We start from the raw sequence: 19,442 nt of genomic DNA on the forward strand, positions 1-19,442 counted from the left end.
CCAAGTCGATGCAGACTTTAAATCCGCGCGTTCGAATTGCGCGTGGCCCACGGCCGACGACGTGCCAAGTCGTTCGGCCGCATCAGAAGCAAGCCTCAGCAGCATACGACTATGATGCAGCTAAAGAAGCTATTAGACTAAACAGTGGCCATTTCGATTTTCATCTCGCGATACTGGTCGCGCGTGATCTCGCCACTGGCATAACGCTCGTTCAAGATGGTGGCCGCGTCCTTGCGTTGCGATCCGTCAAATTTGCGGTGTGCGCGGTACGTGTACCCCCAAGTGCCGATGCTCGAGAACACCAGGAAGATGAACCCCATCCACAAGATCCAGTCCCATAGGAAAAAGGATCCATTCGCGTTCATATACGACATCGAGAATTCTCCAGGCATCGGGCCATGATTGTTGAGCGCTCAGTATGGGCGTTCATGATCCCCGATGGCGCCTAGTGCGCGTTAAAACGACGGACGGAATCTACCTAGTCCGTTGCAGCAGGGTCGTGTGCAAAGACGTGATCCTGTGCGAGCGATATAAACGCTTTGATCTGCGATCTGCGACGGCTCTTCTGATCGGCGTGGACCTTCGCCCTGCTGTAGGTATTTTCCGGCCCTGCACTCGGGTGTGCCCGCCTCCTAAGCCTGTCAGGCAAATTTGGTGTCGGCGCTTCAAGTCCGTCGTCGACGGCCGCTATCAAGTTCGGTCGAATCGGCTAGATTCCAGAAGGAAATCGCAATGTTTACAGCTCAGCAAATCAGGCACGGAATGACAGTGAACGACACCCACGGTCTCCATATCGGTACCGTGGATAAGGTTAGAGACTATGTAGTCGAGCTAACCCGCGAAGGGTTTGCCGACGGCCTCCACCATTTCGTGCCGCTTGCTGCCGTTACGAACGTCGACGGTAACGCGATGCTCGTTGATCCGGGCCACGCAACGACGATCGAAGCGGTGGAGGGCGCGGTCGCTTACGCGCGCGGGCACCCGTCTATGACAAATCGGTCGGACGCGGTCTTCGGTACACCCGGAGATGCCAGTGGCATGGGCGGTTGGGGCGCTCGATGACCGTTCTGGCGTAGACGCCGGGCCAGCTGCACCATAAAGGCGTAGTAGTTGGCTCGCACGCGTCCCTGGCTTGGCTCCGAGTCGATCGCTTGGGGATTAAAAACGCGACCTTGGACCTATGGGTTAGCAAGCTTTATTGTAGCGGGCGATGTTGAAACAGGTCGTCGTTGCTTGGACCCACATTTGTCACCGCCAGTTCTACGTTAGTTTTAACCTCGACGTCATTTTCCGGCTATACTGATGGTGCGAGGCGGCTCTTCGATCGCCATGGCGGACGCTTCCAGCAGGCTAATCCGGCATCAAGCCAAGAATCTGCTGATACAATCATCGATGGCATTGACCAAGAGCTTACGATGATCGTCGCCAGCGCGATGCTGGCGACGCCTTAGATGATGCGAAACCCCCGTTACAGATAGTATGGATCATAATAGTAAGGATATAGATAGGTATTGTAGTACGGGTAGCGGAGTCCATCATTATAGTAGCTGGCGCCGAAATCGTCATTCAGGACGTCTGTCCTCGATCGGCGACGGATCGTGCCGGAGAGGGCCTTCATGCGATTATCGAGACGATCCTCCGCAGTCTCCGACACCTCGGTCAGCACGGCATACTGACCCCTTTTGAGCAGGAAGATCATTGCCTCCTCGGCGGCTTCGTTTTCAGCGACATGTGCCAGATCAGCAGCACCGCCGACCGCACCGCCGACTACGCCGCCGATAGCCACGGCAGCTCCCGTCGCGATGGTCGCCGCACCTGCGGCCCCCAATACCATACCGATAGGTCCTGCCACTGCGCCGAGGAGCGCGCCCAATCCTATCCCGGCAGCCGTGCGAAAGCCGTTATGGGTTTTCTTGCTTGAGACATCGACGTAGCCGCCGAGATCGCTGCGGCGCACGATCGATGCGCCATGCACGGTCAGATCGCCGACCTTGTCCATGACCCACAGCGCCTGGAGACCAGCTCGGGCTTGCTCATGATCATCAAAAATAATCGCGACATAATTGTCCATGATATTACCGTTAATTTGCGGGGGCGGGGGAAGCGGCGGTGGCCTGGCCACGTAGCTCGGCAACAGCGTGACTAATGCTCTGTGCGGCTGCGTGACTGCCGTCCAACAACGTCAGGTTGGCTTGCTTCAGCCGCGCCGCGCCAGTGGCAAGATTGTCCTTTGCCTGCTGAGGTGCCGCCTTCAGCTTTTCGGCGGCATTGAGCATGAAGCCCTTGACCTTCTCGTTCTGGGTCATCGCGTCGGCCTTCAGCCGTTCGCCGAGCGCATGCGCCTTGTCCGACACAATTTTGAAGTCCGCATCGGTGGTCCTCTCGATGTTGGCAATGTTCTCACTGATCTTTTGGTGAAGATCCTGTGCGTCGCGGCGCGCAACATCGAGCATCGTAATTCTGTCTGTCATCGGAAAAATCTCTCGATACTATGGGTAACCGGATGGGAGTCGAGAGGCAGCTAGGCAGGTCTGACGACGACCGGAAGGGTCGGAAACTACCCAGGCGCCAGCACTGGATGGGAGGCGGTAATTTCATCCCCGCCACAAGGGTCGAAGCCATAGCTGACGGCGGGACCAGTCAGGAAACTGTCCTGACGAATGGCGGCAGACAATTCAGCGCCACGCCAGCGCACACAAGGCAGCCGCACCATCCGGGTCCGCGAGCGTCTCATGAGCAACTGCGAAAAACCAAGCGCCCGATCGATCAATTGCCGCAGGGTTGAGGTTCGGCTGGCGGACCAGGCATTGATGGCGCACTCAGACCGCCCCGGCGACAGGCTTCTGCGATGCTTCGCGCGCCGTAGCATTGTCGATCCATCGTCATGGCTGTGCTTGAAAACCCTGAAAAAATTGCGGGTGAAGCGTGCGGTGTCAGATCATGCGGCTTCGGTAGGTAGATGCCGAGCCTGTTGCCGGGGTGTCGTTGATTCTACGCAATCGCCGATGAACCGGATGATGCAGCCTCAATGATCGATCATCCCGAACTTCTGGTCGAGATGTCGGGCAAAGACACGACGTGCACTAAACCACCTGCGTCGACGGCACCGGCGCCGCCTGACCCAGCGAACGGAACGTCAGTATCACCGGACGAGCTGCACACGCCGGCATTCGTAAAGTCGCACAAATGGACCTTGTTGATGGCCTTTGCCCTTGTTGCGGCCGTAGTCTTTGCAAGCGTCACCTGGCTTCGTGGCATTTCGGTTCCCGTGGCCATCGCACGCAGGGCCAATCTCGTCGAAACCGTCGTTGCCAGCGGCCACGTCGAATCCCGATTCCGTGTCGATATCGGCAGTCAGATGACCGGGACCGTTGAGCAGGTTTCGGTTCAGGAGGGGGAGACAGTTCGCAAGGGACAACCCCTCATCGTCCTGGCGTCCGACGAACTGACGAATACGCAAACGCAAGCGCGCGACGTCATGGTGCAAGCACAGGCGCACATTCGGCAATTGCGCGAACTCTCCTTGCCCACCGCGCGCGAAGCGCGTCGTTCTGCGGCTGCCAGTCTGCTGGCGACGCAGCAAATCTACGACCGCGCAACGATACTGATGCGCAAAGGCTTTATGACGCGGGCAGCCTTGGACGATGCGCAAAAGAATCTCGACATGGCTCGCGCTACGGTGCGGACAGCCAACGCCCAGATCGAGAGTGCGCAGGTGGGCGGCAGCGACTATGCGACCGCCCAATCGCAGCTTGATCAGGCTCGCGCGGCGCTTGCAGCCGCCAGCTCCCGGCTCGCCTATACGACGATCCTGGCGCCGCGAGACGGGGTGCTGATCGCGCGCAGTGTCGAACGCGGTGCCGTGGTAACGCCCGGCCAGACACTGATGGTCTTAGCGCCGGCAGGAAGTGTGCAGCTCGTCGTGCAAATTGATGAACGCAATCTGGGCAAGGTCGCTCTCGGACAGCCGGCATTGGCCTCGGCTGACGCCTATCCCAACAAGCAATTTCCGGCGACGATCGTGTTCATCAACCCCGGGGTTGATATCACGCGTGCGTCGGCGACTGTTAAGCTCGCCGTTGCCACGCCGCCAGCGTATCTCCGGCAGGACATGACGGTGTCGGTCGATATCGAGACTGCCCGGCGACAGGCGGCGATCGTACTACCGGGCACTGCCGTCCACGATGCCTTATCCACCAAACCCTGGGTGCTCCTCGTCCGCAACGGTCGCGCGGTCCGCCAGAACGTCACGCTTGGTCTTCAAGGCAACCTTCAGGTGCAAATCTTGCGCGGGGTGGCCGTTGGCAACGCCGCGGTTCCCACGACGGCTTCGATCACTGCAGGCCGACGGGTGCGAGCGCAGGCACCATGAACCGTCTCCTCCCGTTTGAATGGATCGCAGCAGTCCGGTTCCTACGCGAAGGGCGTCTGCAGACTATGTTCATCATCCTGGGCATTACCATCGGCGTCGCCGTGATCGTGTTTATGTCGGCCTTGCTCTCGGGGCTGCAAGTCAATTTTCTGAGCCGGGTGCTGAACTCGTCCGCACAAATCCAGTTGCTGCCGCCCGATCAGGTTGCCCGGCCCCTGCGCGGGCTTGGCCGTGAACTTGAGGACTCGGTGGTTCAACGTCCCGCACAGCGCATCGTCTCGATCGATCAATGGCAAAAGATCCAGCAGCGCATGCTGGCACTACCCGGCATTCTGGTGGCGGCGCCGACCCTGTCTGGCTCGGCGCTCGCGGTACGCGGCGATGCGAGCCGTGCGATCGGCCTCACCGGGGTGATGCCAGAAAGCTATTTCCGGATCATCCGAATTCCTAACTACATCGTCACGGGCAAGGCCACCCTAGCGAGTGACGAAATCATTGTGGGCACGCAACTCGCCGAAGATCTCGGCGCGACGCTCGGCGACAAGCTCAACGTTCAGGCGGCCAATGGCAACGCCGCCGTGCTGCGCATCTCCGGATTGTTCGATCTAGGCAACAAGGCGGCCATTGAACGCAATAGCTACGTATCGCTTCGCACCGCCCAATCTCTGCTTGGCAGGGCGGGCGCCGTGACCACGATCGAACTCAAGATCAGCGACATTTATGCCGCCGAGACGCTTGCCCGGCAGATCGCAGCCGCCAACCCGGTGCGCGCCGAGAGCTGGATCGCAACCAACGCGCAATTCTTCACGGCGGTAAATGCGCAAAAGTCCTCGAACACCCTGATCCGGGCGTTCGTCGCTCTTTCCGTCGCGTTCGGTATTGCGGCCGTTCTCGTGGTGTCGGTAATCCAGCGATCCAAGGACATTGGCATCCTGCGGGCTATGGGGACCACGCGCGGCCAGATTTTGCGCGTCTTTCTGGTGCAGGGTGGCTTGCTTGGGCTTGCCGGTGCCATCATCGGCAGTTGCGTCGGCATCGGCGGGCTGGTCTGGTACCATTCGCTCGTACGTCAGGCCGATGGATCTGAACTCTTCCCGCTCATCCTCGACCGTCAGCTCTTTATCGTTACGCTGATCCTTGCGCCGTTGACTGGCCTGCTCGCGGCAACCGCTCCGGCAGTGCGCGCGGCTCGGCTTGACCCCGTTGATGCGATCCGTGGCTGAAGACCCTACCGCCAAGCGTGCTGTGCTACCCCGTGTTCCCGTCATGGAACTCAAAGGCATTCGCCGGTCCTACAGGCTCGGCAAAAAGTCCCAGATTGAAATTCTGCACGGAATCGATTTGGTGCTTCATCGCGGTGAGTTCCTGGCGTTGATGGGGCCTTCTGGATCGGGCAAGAGCACGCTGCTCAACATCGTCGGCTTGCTCGATCGACCCACAGCGGGCGAAGTCTTCATCAATGGTGAGGACACGTCAAAGCTCGGCGATGCCGATATCACCCGCCTCCGCGGTCATGCCATCGGCTTTGTCTTTCAGGAGCATCATCTCCTGTCCGCGTTCACCGCCGCCGAAAATGTCATGCTCCCGATGGTCGTGGATCACGATTTCAGCAGCCCGGCAATTATCGCTCGCGCGCGTGCACTTTTGGGTCAGGTTGGGCTCGATCATGTCGCCGACCATAAGTCGATGAATATGTCCGGCGGCGAGCAGCAACGCGTTGCCATCGCACGGGCCCTGGCGATGCGACCGGCGCTCGTGCTGGCCGATGAACCCACCGGCAACCTTGACAGCGAAGCCGCCGACAATGTCCTGACCCTGATGCGCCAGATAAATCGCGACAGCGGCACCAGCTTCCTGATCGTCACGCATAATCTGGAGCTGGCCAAGCGCTGTGACCGAATCATCGATGTTGCCGACGGTCGGCTTGTCATGCCGACCGAACACCTTGAACCATAACGAAGTGCGATAACTGCGCATTTCGACAGTGGGCCGCTTGGCAATGCCGCCTCGCCGCCGCTCATCTGCGTAGGCCGGAAGTGTTCGTACGACGACGGCAGGGCTGTCGACCAAGGTGTTGGCGACATCATGCCGGGCTATGTTCCCGTTCTGCGTAGTTTCCGAAACTGACGGCACAGCAAGCATTGGGTTAGTGTCAGGCAAGCGTCGGGCACTGAGGTGGGGTGGTCCCCAAAGCTTTCGCCGCAGCACAGAGACGTGAGGGCGATCTATCCGCTTCGGCCCTTCTCCTTTGGGAATTTTCGATGGGTTTTGCTGACGCGCCGCTGATTGTGCCATTGGCAGATGCAGCCAAAGCCGCCGCCGAACCCTTGCCTGCGCTGGACGACCCCGCCTTTGGTGCGGCCTTCGATCGCTTCGCCAGCGCACGCGTCGTTCTGCTCGGTGAGGCGTCGCATGGTACTTCCGAATTCTATCGTGCCCGTGCCGCCATAACTCGTCACTTGGTCGAGCGTCATGGCTTTACGATCGTGGCGGTTGAGGCCGACTGGCCCGACGCTGCCGCGGTCGACCGCCATGTGCGGCAGCGCCCGCATCAAAAGATGTCCTCCATTCCCTTTTCGCGCTTCCCGACTTGGATGTGGCGCAACACCGATGTCGAGGCGTTTGTCGGCTTTCTGCGCGTCCACAATTCTACGAAGCCTGAGGCCGAAAAGGTCGGCTTCTACGGTCTCGACCTTTATAACATGACCGCATCAATGGCCGCTGTGCTGGCCTATCTCGATGGCGTTGACCCAGAAGCCGCTGCTGCAGCGCGTGAACATTATGCCTGCCTGTCGCCTTGGTCGGGGCAGCCGGCTGCCTACGGGCAGGCGTCACTCACCGAGGGCTACGCCCTTTGCGAGGTGCCGGTGACTCGTATTCTAGTCGATCTTCTTAAGAAGGAGCGACAATATGCCGAAGCCGACACCGGGCAGTTTTTCGATGCAGCGCAGAACGCCCGTCTGGTCGCCGATGCCGAGCGCTATTACCGGGCGATGTATTTCGGCGCGCACCTGTCCTGGAACGAGCGTGACCGGCACATGTTCGAAACGCTGCAGAATATCTTGGCCGAGGCAGGCGCTGCCAGCAAAGCGATTGTCTGGGCGCACAATTCCCATATCGGGGATGCCCGGTTCACCGACATGGGCTGGGAGCGCGGCGAACTTAACATCGGCCAACTATGTCGCGAGGCTTATGGCCAAGATGCGGTCCTAATCGGCTTTGGAACCCATGCCGGAACCGTTGCCGCTGCCAGTGACTGGGATGGACCAATGGAGATTAAGGCCGTTCGGCAATCTCGCCCCGACAGCTACGAAGCTTTATGCCACGCGGTGGGCATGGAACGCTTCCTGCTCGACTTGCGGGCGGGCGAGCATAACGATCTCCGCCGGATGTTGGCTCAAGCGCGGCTCGAGCGCTATATCGGCGTCATCTATCGTCCAGAGACCGAGCGCTGGAGTCACTACAGCCTCGCGACGCTGCCAGAGCAATATGACGCCTTTGCTTGGTTTGACGAGACACATGCGGTGAAGCCGCTACCGACGACCGTCACGACCAGTGAGAGTGAAACCTATCCGTCTGGGTTGTGAGATTTTGCGTACAGAAGGTTATCGGATTGCAGTGGGCGATGACCATTGCCTAGCAGCGAAGCCGGCGAGGGTCGGGATAAGCGCTGCTGCTGCACTAGGATCGGCCGGCTCTAAACACTTGATAACAGGCTACGGCTGTTAGGACATGAAACGCATGATAGTGGGCCAACCCGCCCCGCTGATGATTGCTGGGCAGCTGCTTTCAGAGTGCGACCGCAAAGCCCGTCCATCCGACGACAACCGGCGGTTCCTGAACGGCACGCTACATGTGTTGCGGATCGGCAGCCCGAACCTACGCTGCCTCCGCAACTCCGATGAAAAGAAGCTGATCGAAGAGGACGCCCGTGCGCTCGTTCGCGGGAACCGCCTTAGCCGCCGCAATCGCACTATCATTCAACCGAATCAAAGGCCGCGCTCCGATGCCTCGCGCGTTTTTAGTAGCAGAAGCTGAGGCCGCCGCCGGCGTGTTTGAGCTACCATCGGCAGCAGACGCCTCGATGACGCGGAGGCTGTTAGCGGCGATCGCCGGGTCGACCCGGATTGTGGGCATCTCCGGCGCCGGGATCTTGGTCCGTTCGGCAAGCTTTTTCTCGGCATAGTAGCGGACCTTCTTGCCGTAGGTCGCGTACATGCCGCGCCGAAAGACGATCAGATCGTTCTCCGGCAGTAGCTCGACCTCCTGTGGCAGCATCAGCGGCCGGCGCTGATCGGAATCGGACGTGGAGCCGCCACCGTTACCCCACGTCCCCATGGAGCGCGAGCGCGCGCGGAACGTGTAGCTCCCTAGTTGGTCGGAAATCTTCTTGGCCTCCGCCAGCCCAGCCGGGCGAAGGACGAGGCGCACTGCGCAGTTTCGCTCGATGTCGGCCGCCACCTTGTCGCCATAGACGCCCTGGATCTGCTCGAGCGACTGAAACGCCGGCAGCATACGCAGCCCGTAGCCCGCGACATAGCTGAAGGCGTTCGCCAACACGGTGCATTTGCCCAGGCTCGCGAACTCATCGAGGGCAAGGAGAACCTTGATCTGGTGCTTGTCGTCCTTCGGCAGCTCGCGCACGTTGCGGTCGATGAGCTGCTGGAACAGCAAGCCATAGATGGGCGCAACCCGGTCCAAGTCGTCAGGCGATACGCCGAGGTAGAGCGAGATCCGCTTGTCGCGGAAATCGTTCAGATCAAAATCGCTCTCTGACGTGGCGGCATCGACATAGGGGTTCAGCCAGCCGTTGATCTTCGAAGTGACGGACTGGCGCAAGCCGGAGAACGTGTTCGCGGACGAGCCGGTATAATCCTTGATCGCCGAAACGCACCCTTCCGACAGGGGCTTACCGGCTTTCTTCCGATCGGCGATGATCTTCGGGAAGCGGCGCTGCGCATCCCCAGCCGCAAACTGGCGATAGACCTCGCCAAGCGTGAAGGGGAGCGCATCCTCGCCATCATCGACTGTCGCCGCGATATAGGCCGTGATGCCGAGAAACGCCGTTCGCGCGCCCTCGGCCCAAAACTTCTCGCCGGTCAGCGGATCGGGATAGAGCATCGCTGCAATCTTCTGCAGCTCGTTGATGACCTCAACGGGATCGCGCCGGTTGATGTAGCTGAGTGGGTTCCAGCGGACAGTCCGACCTGTTGAATCGAGCGGGTTGAAGAGCAGGACCTGCTGGCCGAGAACCTTCAGACGATAGCCTGCCGTGTTGTCGTAATTCTCCTGCTTGATGTCGAGAACGACGAGGGAGTCGGGCCAGTCGAGCAGATTGGGGATTATGACGCCGACGCCCTTACCGGCGCGGGTCGGCGCCTCGAGCATGACATGCTCGGGTCCGCCAAAGCGCATGACCTTACCCCCGAACTTGCCCAGGACGATGCCGGCAGGCGCCAGCATCTTGCCCCTGCGGACTTCGCCCACGCGCGCGAAACGCGCCTCGCCGTGGAGCTTCTGCCGCTGGAACAGCGTCGAGATGATGGTGATGACGGTCAGGACCAGGCCGATCCCGAACCCGACCATGAAGGGCTTATAGACGATCGGGTAGCCCTTCATCGCCCACAGGGCGGCCGGCACCCTGCGCCACGGCGTATGGACGCTGAGGAGGTGCGAGCTCCACAGCACCGCGATCGCGCCGATCGCCGCGCTCACTGCGAAGCCGATCAGGGCCAGGAACACGATAGCGCCCGGCTGCGATCCCTCGTCGCTACGAACCCACTTACCGCTCATAGTGGCATCCTCTCAGTCGTTCGGCTTGCTCGCCGGGTCGAACCAGACTTCAGTCATGCGATAGCGGGCTGGCCGTCCTTCACCGGGAGGAAGGCGGTGCATCTGCACGACAATATCGACCAGCGAGCGGAGCAACGCGCGAATGTCGTGGCGGTCGAGGTCGTTGCCGCCTTCCGATTCCTTTACCAGCAGCGTGAGCTGCTCGAGCGCGCCCTCGGCCGTGTTGGCGTGAACCGTCGTGATCGACCCGGGATGGCCGCTGTTGACGTTGCGCAGGTAAAAAAAGGCTGTGCCGTCGCGCAGCTCTTGGAGGAGGATGCGATCGGGCCGCATACGCAGTGCCGATTCAAGCAATTCCTTCGCACCGGCCTTCTGGAGGCTCTTTCCGTCCTTGGCGTACATCATGTGGACGTGATTGCGCTGGGGCACGACGAGCTCGCGCGTGTCCTCGATCGTGAGGATCCGCTCGTAGTCGGGGATCAGCTTGATGAGCCCCTTGGAGAAGCTCGTCTTGCCCGACCCTGTGGCGCCCGAGATCAGGATGTTCTTGCGAGCCTCGACCGCGAGCTTGAAGAACGCTTTCCAGTCGCCGGCGTCGCGATACCTCAGCAACTCCCCATCGACGTCCGCGTGCAGGCCATGCGCGCGAACCTCGCTGAAGAGGCCCGCGCGCTCGAAATCGTTAATGTTCATCGTCACGCCTGACGCTTTGCGGATCGTGATCGAGATGAAGCCTTGCTCGACGGCCGGGGGCACCACGACCTGCGCGCGCTCGCCACCCGGCAGGACCGACGAACAGATCGGATATTCCGAGTTGATGTCCTGCTTGGTCAGACCCGCGATCAGCTTCGCCAGCGTCATGAGCGCGGCGTTGTCCAACGCCGGCTCCTCGTGCCACTCCCACCCCTCACGGGTCTCGAGGCCGATCATACCCGGCCCATTGATGACCAGCTCAGTCACGTCGTCGCGTTCGAGGTGCCGCTGGATCGGCGCCGCATTATGCTCGTAGATCAGCGACGTGACATTGGAAGCCATCGCTTAGCGCCTCAATCCCACGTCATAGACCGAGCGGAAATCGAAGTCCTTGGCGACAAAGATCGCGGCTGTGTCGCCCTGGTTCTTCTTGAGGATCGGCCTGATCTGCATCGTCTGGTTAAGGACCGTCGATCCCGTGTTGCTGGGGACCTGGGTGGTGTTGCTGCCCTCACCCGCGAGCGATGGGCTTGCGATCTGCGAGGCATCCTCCAGCACCGAGATCACCAACCCCACACCGAACCGTGCCCAGAACTGCGTATCGACGCCGCCTGGCAGGCCGGCGCGGCCGAGGCTATCGGCCGCGGGCGACCCGAGATCGATCGCCACGCCGCGAGGCGTCAGCGCGCGCGTCCAAAGGACGAAAAGCCGTGCCTGACCCTGCGTGATACCGCCCGAATATTGGCCGAGCACCTTGGTCCCCTTGTCGAGGAGGACGATGCGACCGTTCTCGGAATAGACGTCGTGATTGATGACGCACGACACGAAGCCCGCTTGGGTCGAATTGATCGCCGTCTGGAGCGTGCAGGGGATGACCGTACCTGCGCTCAGGAGGAGATTGCGATCGGCGACTATCGTCGCCCGCACCGTCTGGATCGATGCATGGCCGAGCTGATCGCTGAAATCGGTCGTACCCTTGCCCGTCGGTCCGGACTCCTCATTGGCAGCGCCAAAGCCACTAGCCCCGAAGCCCTGCCGTCCAGCGGTCGTTTGACCACCTGGCCGGCCCTGGCCATCTTCTTGGCCAGCCCCCTGTTGTTGGGGCTGCGCCTCGGCCATCGATGTGCCCGGAAGCGCCACGGCCGAGGTGCCGGTAGTGCCGAACGCCATGATGGGCGACCGGCGTGCGGCATCCGCCATCGTGCGCGCAGCCTCGGCGCGACGCTGCTCGGGAGACTGCTGACCGTTCGTGGGCGTCGTCGGCGTCGCCGTAGCTGGCATGGTGCTCCCATCAGCCGCAACGGTCGGTTGAGCCGGCGTCGGCGCGATGGGTCGACCGAAAATATCGGTCTGCACGCCCGGCTGGCCAAGCTGCCCTGCCAGCGCCGCCCGCTGGGCATTCTGCGAGCCCATCACATCGTCAACCGACCGCTCGCTCGCCTTGGCGGGCTGCGTCGCTGCCGTGGCGCTGGCGCTGTGGTGAAACGCGCTATAGCCGATCATGATGCCGCCCATCGCGCCCAAGAGTCCGATGCCAGCGCCGATGAAGGCGATATTGCCCCAACCGCCGCTGCGCGCGACTACCGTATCCTGCTCGCCGGGGGGAACGGTGTCGATGGCAACATCGCCGCCCCGGTCAATCACATTGCCGACCATCTTACTGCCCCTTCACTTTGCGTTCGACGACATTGGAAACGGTGCCTGTCCGATCCCCGCGATCGTTGCGCAAAGGCGCTTCGTTGTAGACGCATAGGACGGTCGTCCCGCGCCTAAGGCGGAGCTGACGATAGACGGCATGGATCACCACGAAATCCTCTCGCACGTCGTAGGGGACGATCGTCTCGGTCCCATCGACGTCGACCGCGAAGATCGACGGAATGTCGGCGTGCCCGGGATACCGCAGCACCGTGAACTCGCCGTTGTCAGAGATCTCGGTCGGCTGGAGCGCGGAATCGCCCTGCACCGTGTATTTCATGTTCCGCGTTCCCTCGATCACGGCATGATCGAGCGCCGCTTGCGCGACGTTGGTCTCGATCGCCCTGGCAGTCTGGGCCTGGGCGATCTGCACCTGCAGCGCCGCCATCGCGCGTTCCTCGCGAGGATAGCGGAATCGGACACCGTACATCTGCTGGCCGGTGCCGAGGGTGAGACTGAAGTGGTAGGTCCGCGGCGCTCCGCCCGCGTTCGTAACAACGATCAGGTTCGTCCCGCCTGCCCGCTCGCGCGGCTTCAGGAAGACGATGTTGCCGACCGGCGCGATCTGCCAGGAAACCGTGTCGCCCAAGGCGGCCTGCGTGACGGTCTCACCGGGGCCGAACTGGATCTCGATCGCGTGGCGGAAGCTGCCGACGATCGTCACCACCTGGTCCGGATCATAATTCACATTGCGGACGCGGGCGTCCTTGCCCCCCGATACAGGGGTCTGGGAGGCATATGCGGGATGCGGCAACAGCGTGACCGCCGCGGCTCCGACAACCGAGAAGGCGACTAGCCGGTGCCAGATTGCACCGACACCGCGCCAAAAGCGGCTCCTCGCGCCGCTGTCCGTCACCACCAGCTTGGTCGCCGGCGGCGATAGACGCACGCCGAGCTTCTTACGCATCGCGGGCATGAAGGGAACGACGGCACGATCGCCATCGTCCGAGATGTTCGGCTGATTGCTCATGTCACGCCTCCGGGTCAGAGCGGTAGTTGACGACCTGGAAGCCGAGCGGATTGATGTTTCGATCCTTTTCGTGCTCCGGCGCCGTGGTGTATTTGAAGGTCATGATCGCGTTCCAATTCTGCGCGACCGGCGTGTTTTGACCGAAATTGATAATCTTGGTGTAGCGGACCTGCGCGACCGTCGGGCTCAGGAAGCTGATCGACCGGATCGCGATCGAGACGTACCCTTTGTCGCTATAGATATTGGAGGGCGCGTTCTTGTTGCCCGACTGGACGCTGTTCAGGTAGCGCCCGCTCTCGGCCTGATCGCTCATCAGCATTACGGCGTAGGCGTTCTCGCGGGCGGCATCGTTCAGCCAGCCCTCGCGCAACCGCACATATTGCGAGATGAAGTAGCGGTTGACCGCATCCTCGTAGGTCCGCGCCTGCGGGCCCTTGAGGGCTGTCACGACCTCCGTTTCGCCGGAGGTCTTATCGACCCGGATCACATAGGGTTCGACGGTCTTCAACGGTGCCAGCATTGCGACCGCGCCGACCGACACCACCGCAAGAGCGCAAGCGCCTGTCGCGATGCCCCAGGCGAGGCGCTTCGACTGGATCGCCGCGCGCATCCGGTCGTATTCCCACGTCCGAGACGTCTCGAAGTATTTCTCTTTATCTTCGACCTTCACCGCGCCCATCGCGTCGATCCCTTCAGCACGAGAAGTAGGTAGGCGCAGCGTCCCGCAGGGACTTACGCGGTGCCGATCGCGGCACGTTCATGGCGCCCGGTCCCGATGGCGCCGAGCCGGTGCTCCCGGCGCCGGGAGCAAGATCAGGGGACGGCGCGGGTGCCGGAGACACCGCGCCTGTTGGCGGAGCTACCATCGACTGCCCCGCGCCTTGCTGCGATGCCGGTAAGGGCACCGGCAGGCTCGGAAGAATGGAGCCGTAGAGGTTCGCCGGACGGCGATGCTTGCCATCACAGACGGCAGGCGGCTTGATGTGAGTCCCGGCGCAGCCGCTAAGTGCGAGCGCACCTAACGCTACGAGAGTAAGCCTTTTCATACGGTCTCCGTTGGTATCGTTCCGCGCTGGCGGCTTTCGAAGTTGATGGGTCAAAGACGTTGCTCAGGCTCCTCGGCCCGAGCGCGACGCCGAGCCCCCGGTAGTTCCCGAATTCGCGGGCTGCCGAGGTTGCTGGGTCGCGCGGCGGAACATGAGACGGTTGGTCAACATGTTCGCGCCTGTTTGCAGGAAGCCGTGTCCGCCCGAGGATGCCCCGCCCGCAATGCCTGCGGCGATCGCAGGCGACTGGAAGAAGAAGATCGTTCCGACAATGTAGATCGCGCAGCACGCCAGCGTTGCCACGATCATTACGCCCGCTTTCAGCGTGATGTAGCTGTTCTCCATGACGAGGAAGGACGACCCGTCAGCGGGGATGGAGCCCATAATGCCATCCATCGTCGCCTCTTGCAGTCCGACGATGAACTTCGTCATGATCGCCATAACGACCATCAGCAGAATGAAATTGACCGTCTGCTTCAGCCAGCCATCGAACAGCCAGCGTGACGAATTGAAAAGCAATGAGGCAAGCGCGAGCGGCGCGAGAGCTACGCATATTGCTACCGATAGCTTCGCGAATATAACGATACAGAAGCCGATGCACGCCGACAGAAAGGCAAAAACATAGAGTATGAAGACGCACAGATAGGTGATGAGGGTTGCCCCTAACTGGATCACTGGTGTGCGAAAGTCGGTAAATCCCTTCTGCTCTTGCGACTGAACCTGCACGTTTGCAGCAATCAACTTGCCCGATAGTTTGCCCGTATCAGAGACATACGTGTCGAAGGTGGTGCCCGGATTAGTGACTGGCGTACCTGACCCAGCGGCGATGATCTCGTTCGGCAGATTCGTGACCACATTGACGACGAAGGCCGAGTACCCGACCGCGCTGGCGGCAGCGAGGGCGAACCCGACTTTACCCGCCTGGAACACCAGCTCGCGAAGCGGCGCCTGGATGGCGCCCCGAAGCACGGCAAAGCCGAGCAGCAGGAAGTAGATAGTCGCCGCGAGCGCCAACGGCGCTGCGACAAAGCTCACCAGTCCCGACCCGAAACTCGCGACGGCCGTCGTTATGGCGGTCTCGACATACGTATACATCGTCGTGAAGAGCGTCATGAGATTGGGTGCGGGCATCGTGTCGGGTTCCGATCTTCAACGATCCATACTCAGCGGCTTTATTTCTTTCTGCGAGTGTTCTGATCGAAGAAGTCGGCCTCTTCGTTTCCTACCTTAGTTACCGCGAGTGATCGGGCGGCTTCGCGGGTAGTGAAGCAGAGGTTGTCCTTCTGATCAGCCGGAAGATGACTATAATCGCTTGTGTTGCACTTCGCCTGCCACTCAGAAAGCAGCTGAGGGTTCGCCATCAGCTCCTTGGTCGTAGGCACCGCAACATCTTGCTTTTGCTGGCACCCACAAACGACGAGCAGGGCACAGAGGGAGAATATCTTGCGCATCATCACTTCCTGATTGTGTTGGCCTCGAAAAACGCTGCCTCATCCCGGCCGGCAGCGACCTGTGAGGCACTTATCTGCAAGTTCGCCTGACCAGCCTGCGACATCTGGATCGCCTGCATCTTGAGCATGTCGTTCTGGAGCTGCGCCTGCTCGACCGTGATCCGCGCTTGCAGATCCATCACGTCCTTGGGATCCTTGGCGCTGGAGAGTTGCTCGCGGAGCTGATCGAGGCCCTGCATCCGCGTCTGGGTGATGCTGAGCGTGTTCTGTCCTAGCGCGGCAGTGGCCGCGGAAGAGCCGGTCGCGTCCTTCAGCGCCTGAGCATAGGCCGCGTCTACGGTCGAGCCAGTCGACGAAAGCCCGTATTTCGACTGCATACTCGTCGCCAGTGAACTGAGCGAACCGAGCTTCGTCAGATCGCCGCTCAACAAGGTCGAGGCATCGATCGTCGTATTTGGCAGGATGTTGCGGACCTGCGAATTGAGGAGCTGCGGCGCGATGGTGTTCACGTTAGTCAGCTTCGACAACGAGTTGAATGTGTTCGTCGCCTGCGTGATCTGTTGCTCGCCCTGCTGGATCATCGTGGCGGTGTGCTGCACCGTCGCGAGCGCCTGAAGGTAGCTCGAGGAGTCGAACACAGGGATGCCCTGGGCCCAGGCCGGCGACGCGAAGGCGGCGAGCGCAACAGGCGCGCTCGCGAACATGATGATGCGCTTGAACGACATGTCAGCTTCTCCTTTGGTTGGCATAGAAGTGCGGCAGCCACGCCGCGGGATCGGTGCCCGCACGGGCAATGGCCTCCTCCATGGCGACGAGCGTTTCCTCGCGGCCAGAAAGCACTTTCAACTCGTTGGGCATCTCGCCGAGGTCGAGCTTGGCGACGATCGACGTGTGGCCCTGCTTCACCAGAAACGTCCGGCTTTCCGGCGTCAGATCCTCACGGATCAGCCGGTACTCGGCGTCCGTCAGACCAAGCCCATCGCAATAGTCCGACCGCTTGGCTTCCGAGTTTGGCAGGAGGATCTTGGTCGCCGACTGTTCGATAATCGAGTGCGCGATCGGCGAGCGCAGCGCGTCAGCCGGCGACTGCGTCCCGAACACCATGAAGGCGTTGCGCTTACGGAAGGTCTTGAGCCCGTCCTGCGCGAAGGCGCGGAAAGCCTCGTCCTCCAACGCCTTCCAGAACTCGTCGACGTCGACCACGACACGCTGGCCGTTCAGCAGCTCGTCGACGCGGTGGAAGAGGTAGAGCATCGTGGGTGTACGGATCTCCGGGTTCTCTAGGAAATCCGTCATGTCGAAGCCGACGAATCGCGCCGCCATCGACACCTCATCTGCCGGGCCATCGAACGCCCAACCAAGCGGCCCGCCCAGACACCAGCGTTCGAGACGCGCACCGACGCCCTCGGCATCAGAATAGCCCAGCATTTCGCGCAGCGCACTGAACGACCGCGACGGCGCCGGCAGGCGCATCACCGCCTCGATACCCTCGTCGATCATCCTCTCCTCGGCGACGCTCAACGGCCGGTGTTCCCGCCGCACCAGCACGCGGATGAACTGCCGGAGGAAGGCGATGTTGGCGGGGGTAGGCGAGAGACCCTTTAGCGGCGCAAATCCGGTCGGCTCGCCGTTTCGCAACGCGAGGTAGGTCCCGCCGCAGGCGCGCACGAAAATCTCCGCGCCGCGGTCCTTGTCGAAGAAGACCTGCTTGGCGCCGGTCTTCTCAAGCTGCGCCTGCAGGAAGTTCTGCAGCACGGTCTTGCCGCCGCCCGTCGGTCCGATGATGAGCGTGTGGCCGATGTCGGCGCGGTGGAAATTGAACCAGAAGGAGGAGCCGGCGCGCGTCTTGAGCAGCGTGACCGCCTCGCCCCAATGGTTCCCGGACTTACGCCCTGCAGGGAAGGTGTAGAACGGGCTCAGCGCCGCGAAATTGCGCGTGTTGATAACCGCCGGTCGCGCCCGCATCTTGAAGTTGCCGGGAAGCTGCGCCCAGAACGCGGCTTCCAGCGCCACGTCCTCGCGCGCCATAACCATGCCGGTATCGGCCGCGGCCGATCGCGCAATGGACAGGCGCTCCAGCAACCGCTTCGGGTTCTCGTCGATCACCGCGATCGACAGGTGATGCTCACCCATCGCGAAGCGGTTCGCCATCAGATCGTCCACGCCGTCGAGCAGCTCTTCGGCCTGGCTGACGCCGGCGTCGTCGGACGACACCATCTGCTTATACTTCTTGGTGAATCGCTCGCTCGCGACCGACTTTACCAAGGGCGCGAAACTTTGCGTCAGCACAAACGGGAAATTGAGCGTCAGCAGGCTGTTAAATTGTCCGGTCCGCGTTGACGCGACATACTCGCGCACACCGAACATACCAAGGTAATGCGACTTGTGGGGCAGCCGGATCTCCGCCGCCTCGCGCCCGAACACCACCCGCGACGTGTAGAGCGCCTGGCCCAACCGACCATCGAGCAACGGCACGCGGATGCGGTCGCCAGTCAGGATGAAGTGCAGCACCTCCATCGGCCGCGAGAACATCACGCCTTCACGCTCATAGAGCGACAGCGGCTCGGGCGAGACATCGGCGAGGAGGGATTCAAAGTCGCGACACTTGTCCGCCATGATGGTCAGCGCGCGGTCATCGACCTCGCCGCTCGCGTTCCGCTTCGCAAACAGCTTCAAGACCTGGTCGCCGGCCATCTGCGACGGACGTACGAGAATCGTGACGTAGAACTCGTTGTGGTAGAGAACCTTCTCCCTCAGCGTCTCGGCGTAGCGTTCCTGCAAGCCGCGAGCGAAGTCCGAGTGAAACTCTCCTTCAAGGAGCGGATCGGTCGCCGTCCGAACAAGGTGCGTCCAGAGCGCAACGCGATCGTCTCCGATCGAGCGCCACGCAATGTTGAGCTTGTTATGCCACGTGTTGAGATCGCCAATGTCGCTGGTTTCGAACGGCCGGCCATCGACACGGTACATGCGCATGACCGAGCCGTCTTCAAGAGCAACCAACGTGTCGTCGACGTGCCGCGTGTAAGGGATGAACTTGATGTCATCCGCCTCCCGAACCGCGATCTTCTTATGCTTCAGCTTGAACTCAGTCATTGCCGAACTGCTTCCGCTTCACGCCTTTGGAGAGGCGGACGGGAGAGTAGCTCCCGCCCCCCCAGAACTTGCGGTTTTTGGACAGGAAGCCGGTCTGGAACCACAGGCCCCACAACCGAAACGCATTGAAGTCGTAATGCGCGATCATACGCGCCGGGAAGTAGAGCGCCCCGAACAGGGCCAGGGGGTAGAAGGGATTATGCATCACCCCCCAGAACACCATGCAGACCATGATGATCGGCAGGATTGCCTCGAGCGGCAATCCCATGAAAACCGATGGCCTAGTCAGGGCGAGGAAGACCTTATCCTCGGCGAGCTTGTCCTCCATC

18 protein-coding genes are annotated in these 19,442 nt (G+C 61.3%); 5 read left to right on the plus strand and 13 right to left on the minus strand.

Annotation, left to right across the window (positions count from 1 at the left end; translation table 11 throughout):
• Positions 1-137: 137 nt before the first annotated feature.
• Positions 138-320 carry an SHOCT domain-containing protein gene (locus IE187_RS19530; RefSeq protein ID WP_229839568.1) on the minus strand — a complete coding sequence of 61 codons (183 nt, stop codon included), beginning with the start codon at positions 318-320 and terminating at the stop codon, positions 138-140.
• A 442-nt stretch (positions 321-762) separates the two neighbouring features.
• On the opposite strand from IE187_RS19530, the gene IE187_RS19535 reads away from it, so the two are divergent.
• Complete coding sequence (locus IE187_RS19535; protein WP_268249539.1) at positions 763-1,062, plus strand: DUF2171 domain-containing protein; 300 nt, start codon at positions 763-765, stop codon at positions 1,060-1,062.
• A gap of 406 nt (positions 1,063-1,468) precedes the next feature.
• Here the strand turns inward: IE187_RS19535 and IE187_RS19540 are convergent, their stop codons facing one another.
• Together IE187_RS19540 and IE187_RS19545 are read right to left on the minus strand one after the other, a co-directional pair.
• Positions 1,469-2,071 (minus strand): hypothetical protein, encoded by a 603-nt coding sequence (locus IE187_RS19540; protein ID WP_189677685.1) that lies wholly within the window; start codon positions 2,069-2,071, stop codon positions 1,469-1,471.
• 10 nt (positions 2,072-2,081) lie between these two features.
• A complete protein-coding gene (locus IE187_RS19545) occupies positions 2,082-2,471 on the minus strand; it encodes a hypothetical protein (protein WP_189677686.1) in 390 nt (129 codons plus the stop codon).
• Positions 2,472-3,028: 557 nt separating this feature from the next.
• Here IE187_RS19545 and IE187_RS19550 point away from each other — a divergent pair.
• The 4 genes from IE187_RS19550 (at position 3,029) to IE187_RS19565 (ending at position 7,959) form a co-directional block, all read left to right on the plus strand.
• Positions 3,029-4,372, plus strand: a complete 1,344-nt coding sequence (locus IE187_RS19550) for an efflux RND transporter periplasmic adaptor subunit (RefSeq protein ID WP_229839569.1) — start codon at positions 3,029-3,031, stop codon at positions 4,370-4,372.
• A gap of 65 nt (positions 4,373-4,437) precedes the next feature.
• The gene (locus tag IE187_RS19555) at positions 4,438-5,595 is read left to right on the plus strand and encodes an ABC transporter permease (protein ID WP_229839570.1); all 1,158 of its coding nucleotides are present in this window, start codon (positions 4,438-4,440) and stop codon (positions 5,593-5,595) included.
• A complete protein-coding gene (locus IE187_RS19560) occupies positions 5,588-6,328 on the plus strand; it encodes an ABC transporter ATP-binding protein (protein WP_308435303.1) in 741 nt (246 codons plus the stop codon). The genes IE187_RS19555 and IE187_RS19560 overlap by 8 nt, the downstream gene beginning before the upstream one ends.
• Before the next feature lie 305 nt (positions 6,329-6,633).
• Positions 6,634-7,959 carry an erythromycin esterase family protein gene (locus IE187_RS19565; RefSeq protein WP_229839571.1) on the plus strand — a complete coding sequence of 442 codons (1,326 nt, stop codon included), beginning with the start codon at positions 6,634-6,636 and terminating at the stop codon, positions 7,957-7,959.
• Between the two features lie 292 nt (positions 7,960-8,251).
• Here the strand turns inward: IE187_RS19565 and IE187_RS19570 are convergent, their stop codons facing one another.
• The 10 genes from IE187_RS19570 to IE187_RS19615 form a co-directional block, all read right to left on the minus strand.
• Positions 8,252-10,165 (minus strand): type IV secretory system conjugative DNA transfer family protein, encoded by a 1,914-nt coding sequence (locus IE187_RS19570; protein WP_189677688.1) that lies wholly within the window; start codon positions 10,163-10,165, stop codon positions 8,252-8,254.
• 12 nt (positions 10,166-10,177) lie between these two features.
• A complete protein-coding gene (gene virB11 / locus IE187_RS19575) occupies positions 10,178-11,200 on the minus strand; it encodes a P-type DNA transfer ATPase VirB11 (RefSeq protein WP_189677689.1) in 1,023 nt (340 codons plus the stop codon).
• 3 nt (positions 11,201-11,203) lie between these two features.
• Positions 11,204-12,514, minus strand: coding sequence for a type IV secretion system protein VirB10 (virB10, locus tag IE187_RS19580; protein ID WP_189677690.1), 1,311 nt, complete (start codon positions 12,512-12,514; stop codon positions 11,204-11,206).
• A gap of 1 nt (position 12,515) precedes the next feature.
• Positions 12,516-13,523, minus strand: a complete 1,008-nt coding sequence (virB9, locus tag IE187_RS19585; RefSeq protein WP_189677691.1) for a P-type conjugative transfer protein VirB9 — start codon at positions 13,521-13,523, stop codon at positions 12,516-12,518.
• A gap of 1 nt (position 13,524) precedes the next feature.
• Positions 13,525-14,202 (minus strand): VirB8 family type IV secretion system protein, encoded by a 678-nt coding sequence (locus tag IE187_RS19590; protein ID WP_189677692.1) that lies wholly within the window; start codon positions 14,200-14,202, stop codon positions 13,525-13,527.
• Between the two features lie 430 nt (positions 14,203-14,632).
• Positions 14,633-15,700 carry a TrbL/VirB6 family protein gene (locus IE187_RS19595; RefSeq protein ID WP_229839572.1) on the minus strand — a complete coding sequence of 356 codons (1,068 nt, stop codon included), beginning with the start codon at positions 15,698-15,700 and terminating at the stop codon, positions 14,633-14,635.
• A gap of 41 nt (positions 15,701-15,741) precedes the next feature.
• Positions 15,742-16,020: an EexN family lipoprotein gene (locus IE187_RS19600; protein ID WP_189677693.1), complete on the minus strand. Its 279-nt coding sequence runs from the start codon at positions 16,018-16,020 to the stop codon at positions 15,742-15,744.
• Positions 16,021-16,022: 2 nt separating this feature from the next.
• Positions 16,023-16,745, minus strand: coding sequence for a TrbJ/VirB5 family protein (locus IE187_RS19605; RefSeq protein ID WP_189677694.1), 723 nt, complete (start codon positions 16,743-16,745; stop codon positions 16,023-16,025).
• A gap of 1 nt (position 16,746) precedes the next feature.
• Positions 16,747-19,113: a VirB4 family type IV secretion/conjugal transfer ATPase gene (locus IE187_RS19610; protein ID WP_189677695.1), complete on the minus strand. Its 2,367-nt coding sequence runs from the start codon at positions 19,111-19,113 to the stop codon at positions 16,747-16,749.
• The gene (locus tag IE187_RS19615; RefSeq protein WP_189677696.1) at positions 19,106-19,441 is read right to left on the minus strand and encodes a VirB3 family type IV secretion system protein; all 336 of its coding nucleotides are present in this window, start codon (positions 19,439-19,441) and stop codon (positions 19,106-19,108) included. The genes IE187_RS19610 and IE187_RS19615 overlap by 8 nt, the downstream gene beginning before the upstream one ends.
• Position 19,442: the final 1 nt, after the last annotated feature.

It is taken from the genome of Sphingomonas glacialis (assembly GCF_014653575.1).
Lineage (GTDB): Bacteria > Pseudomonadota > Alphaproteobacteria > Sphingomonadales > Sphingomonadaceae > Sphingomonas > Sphingomonas glacialis.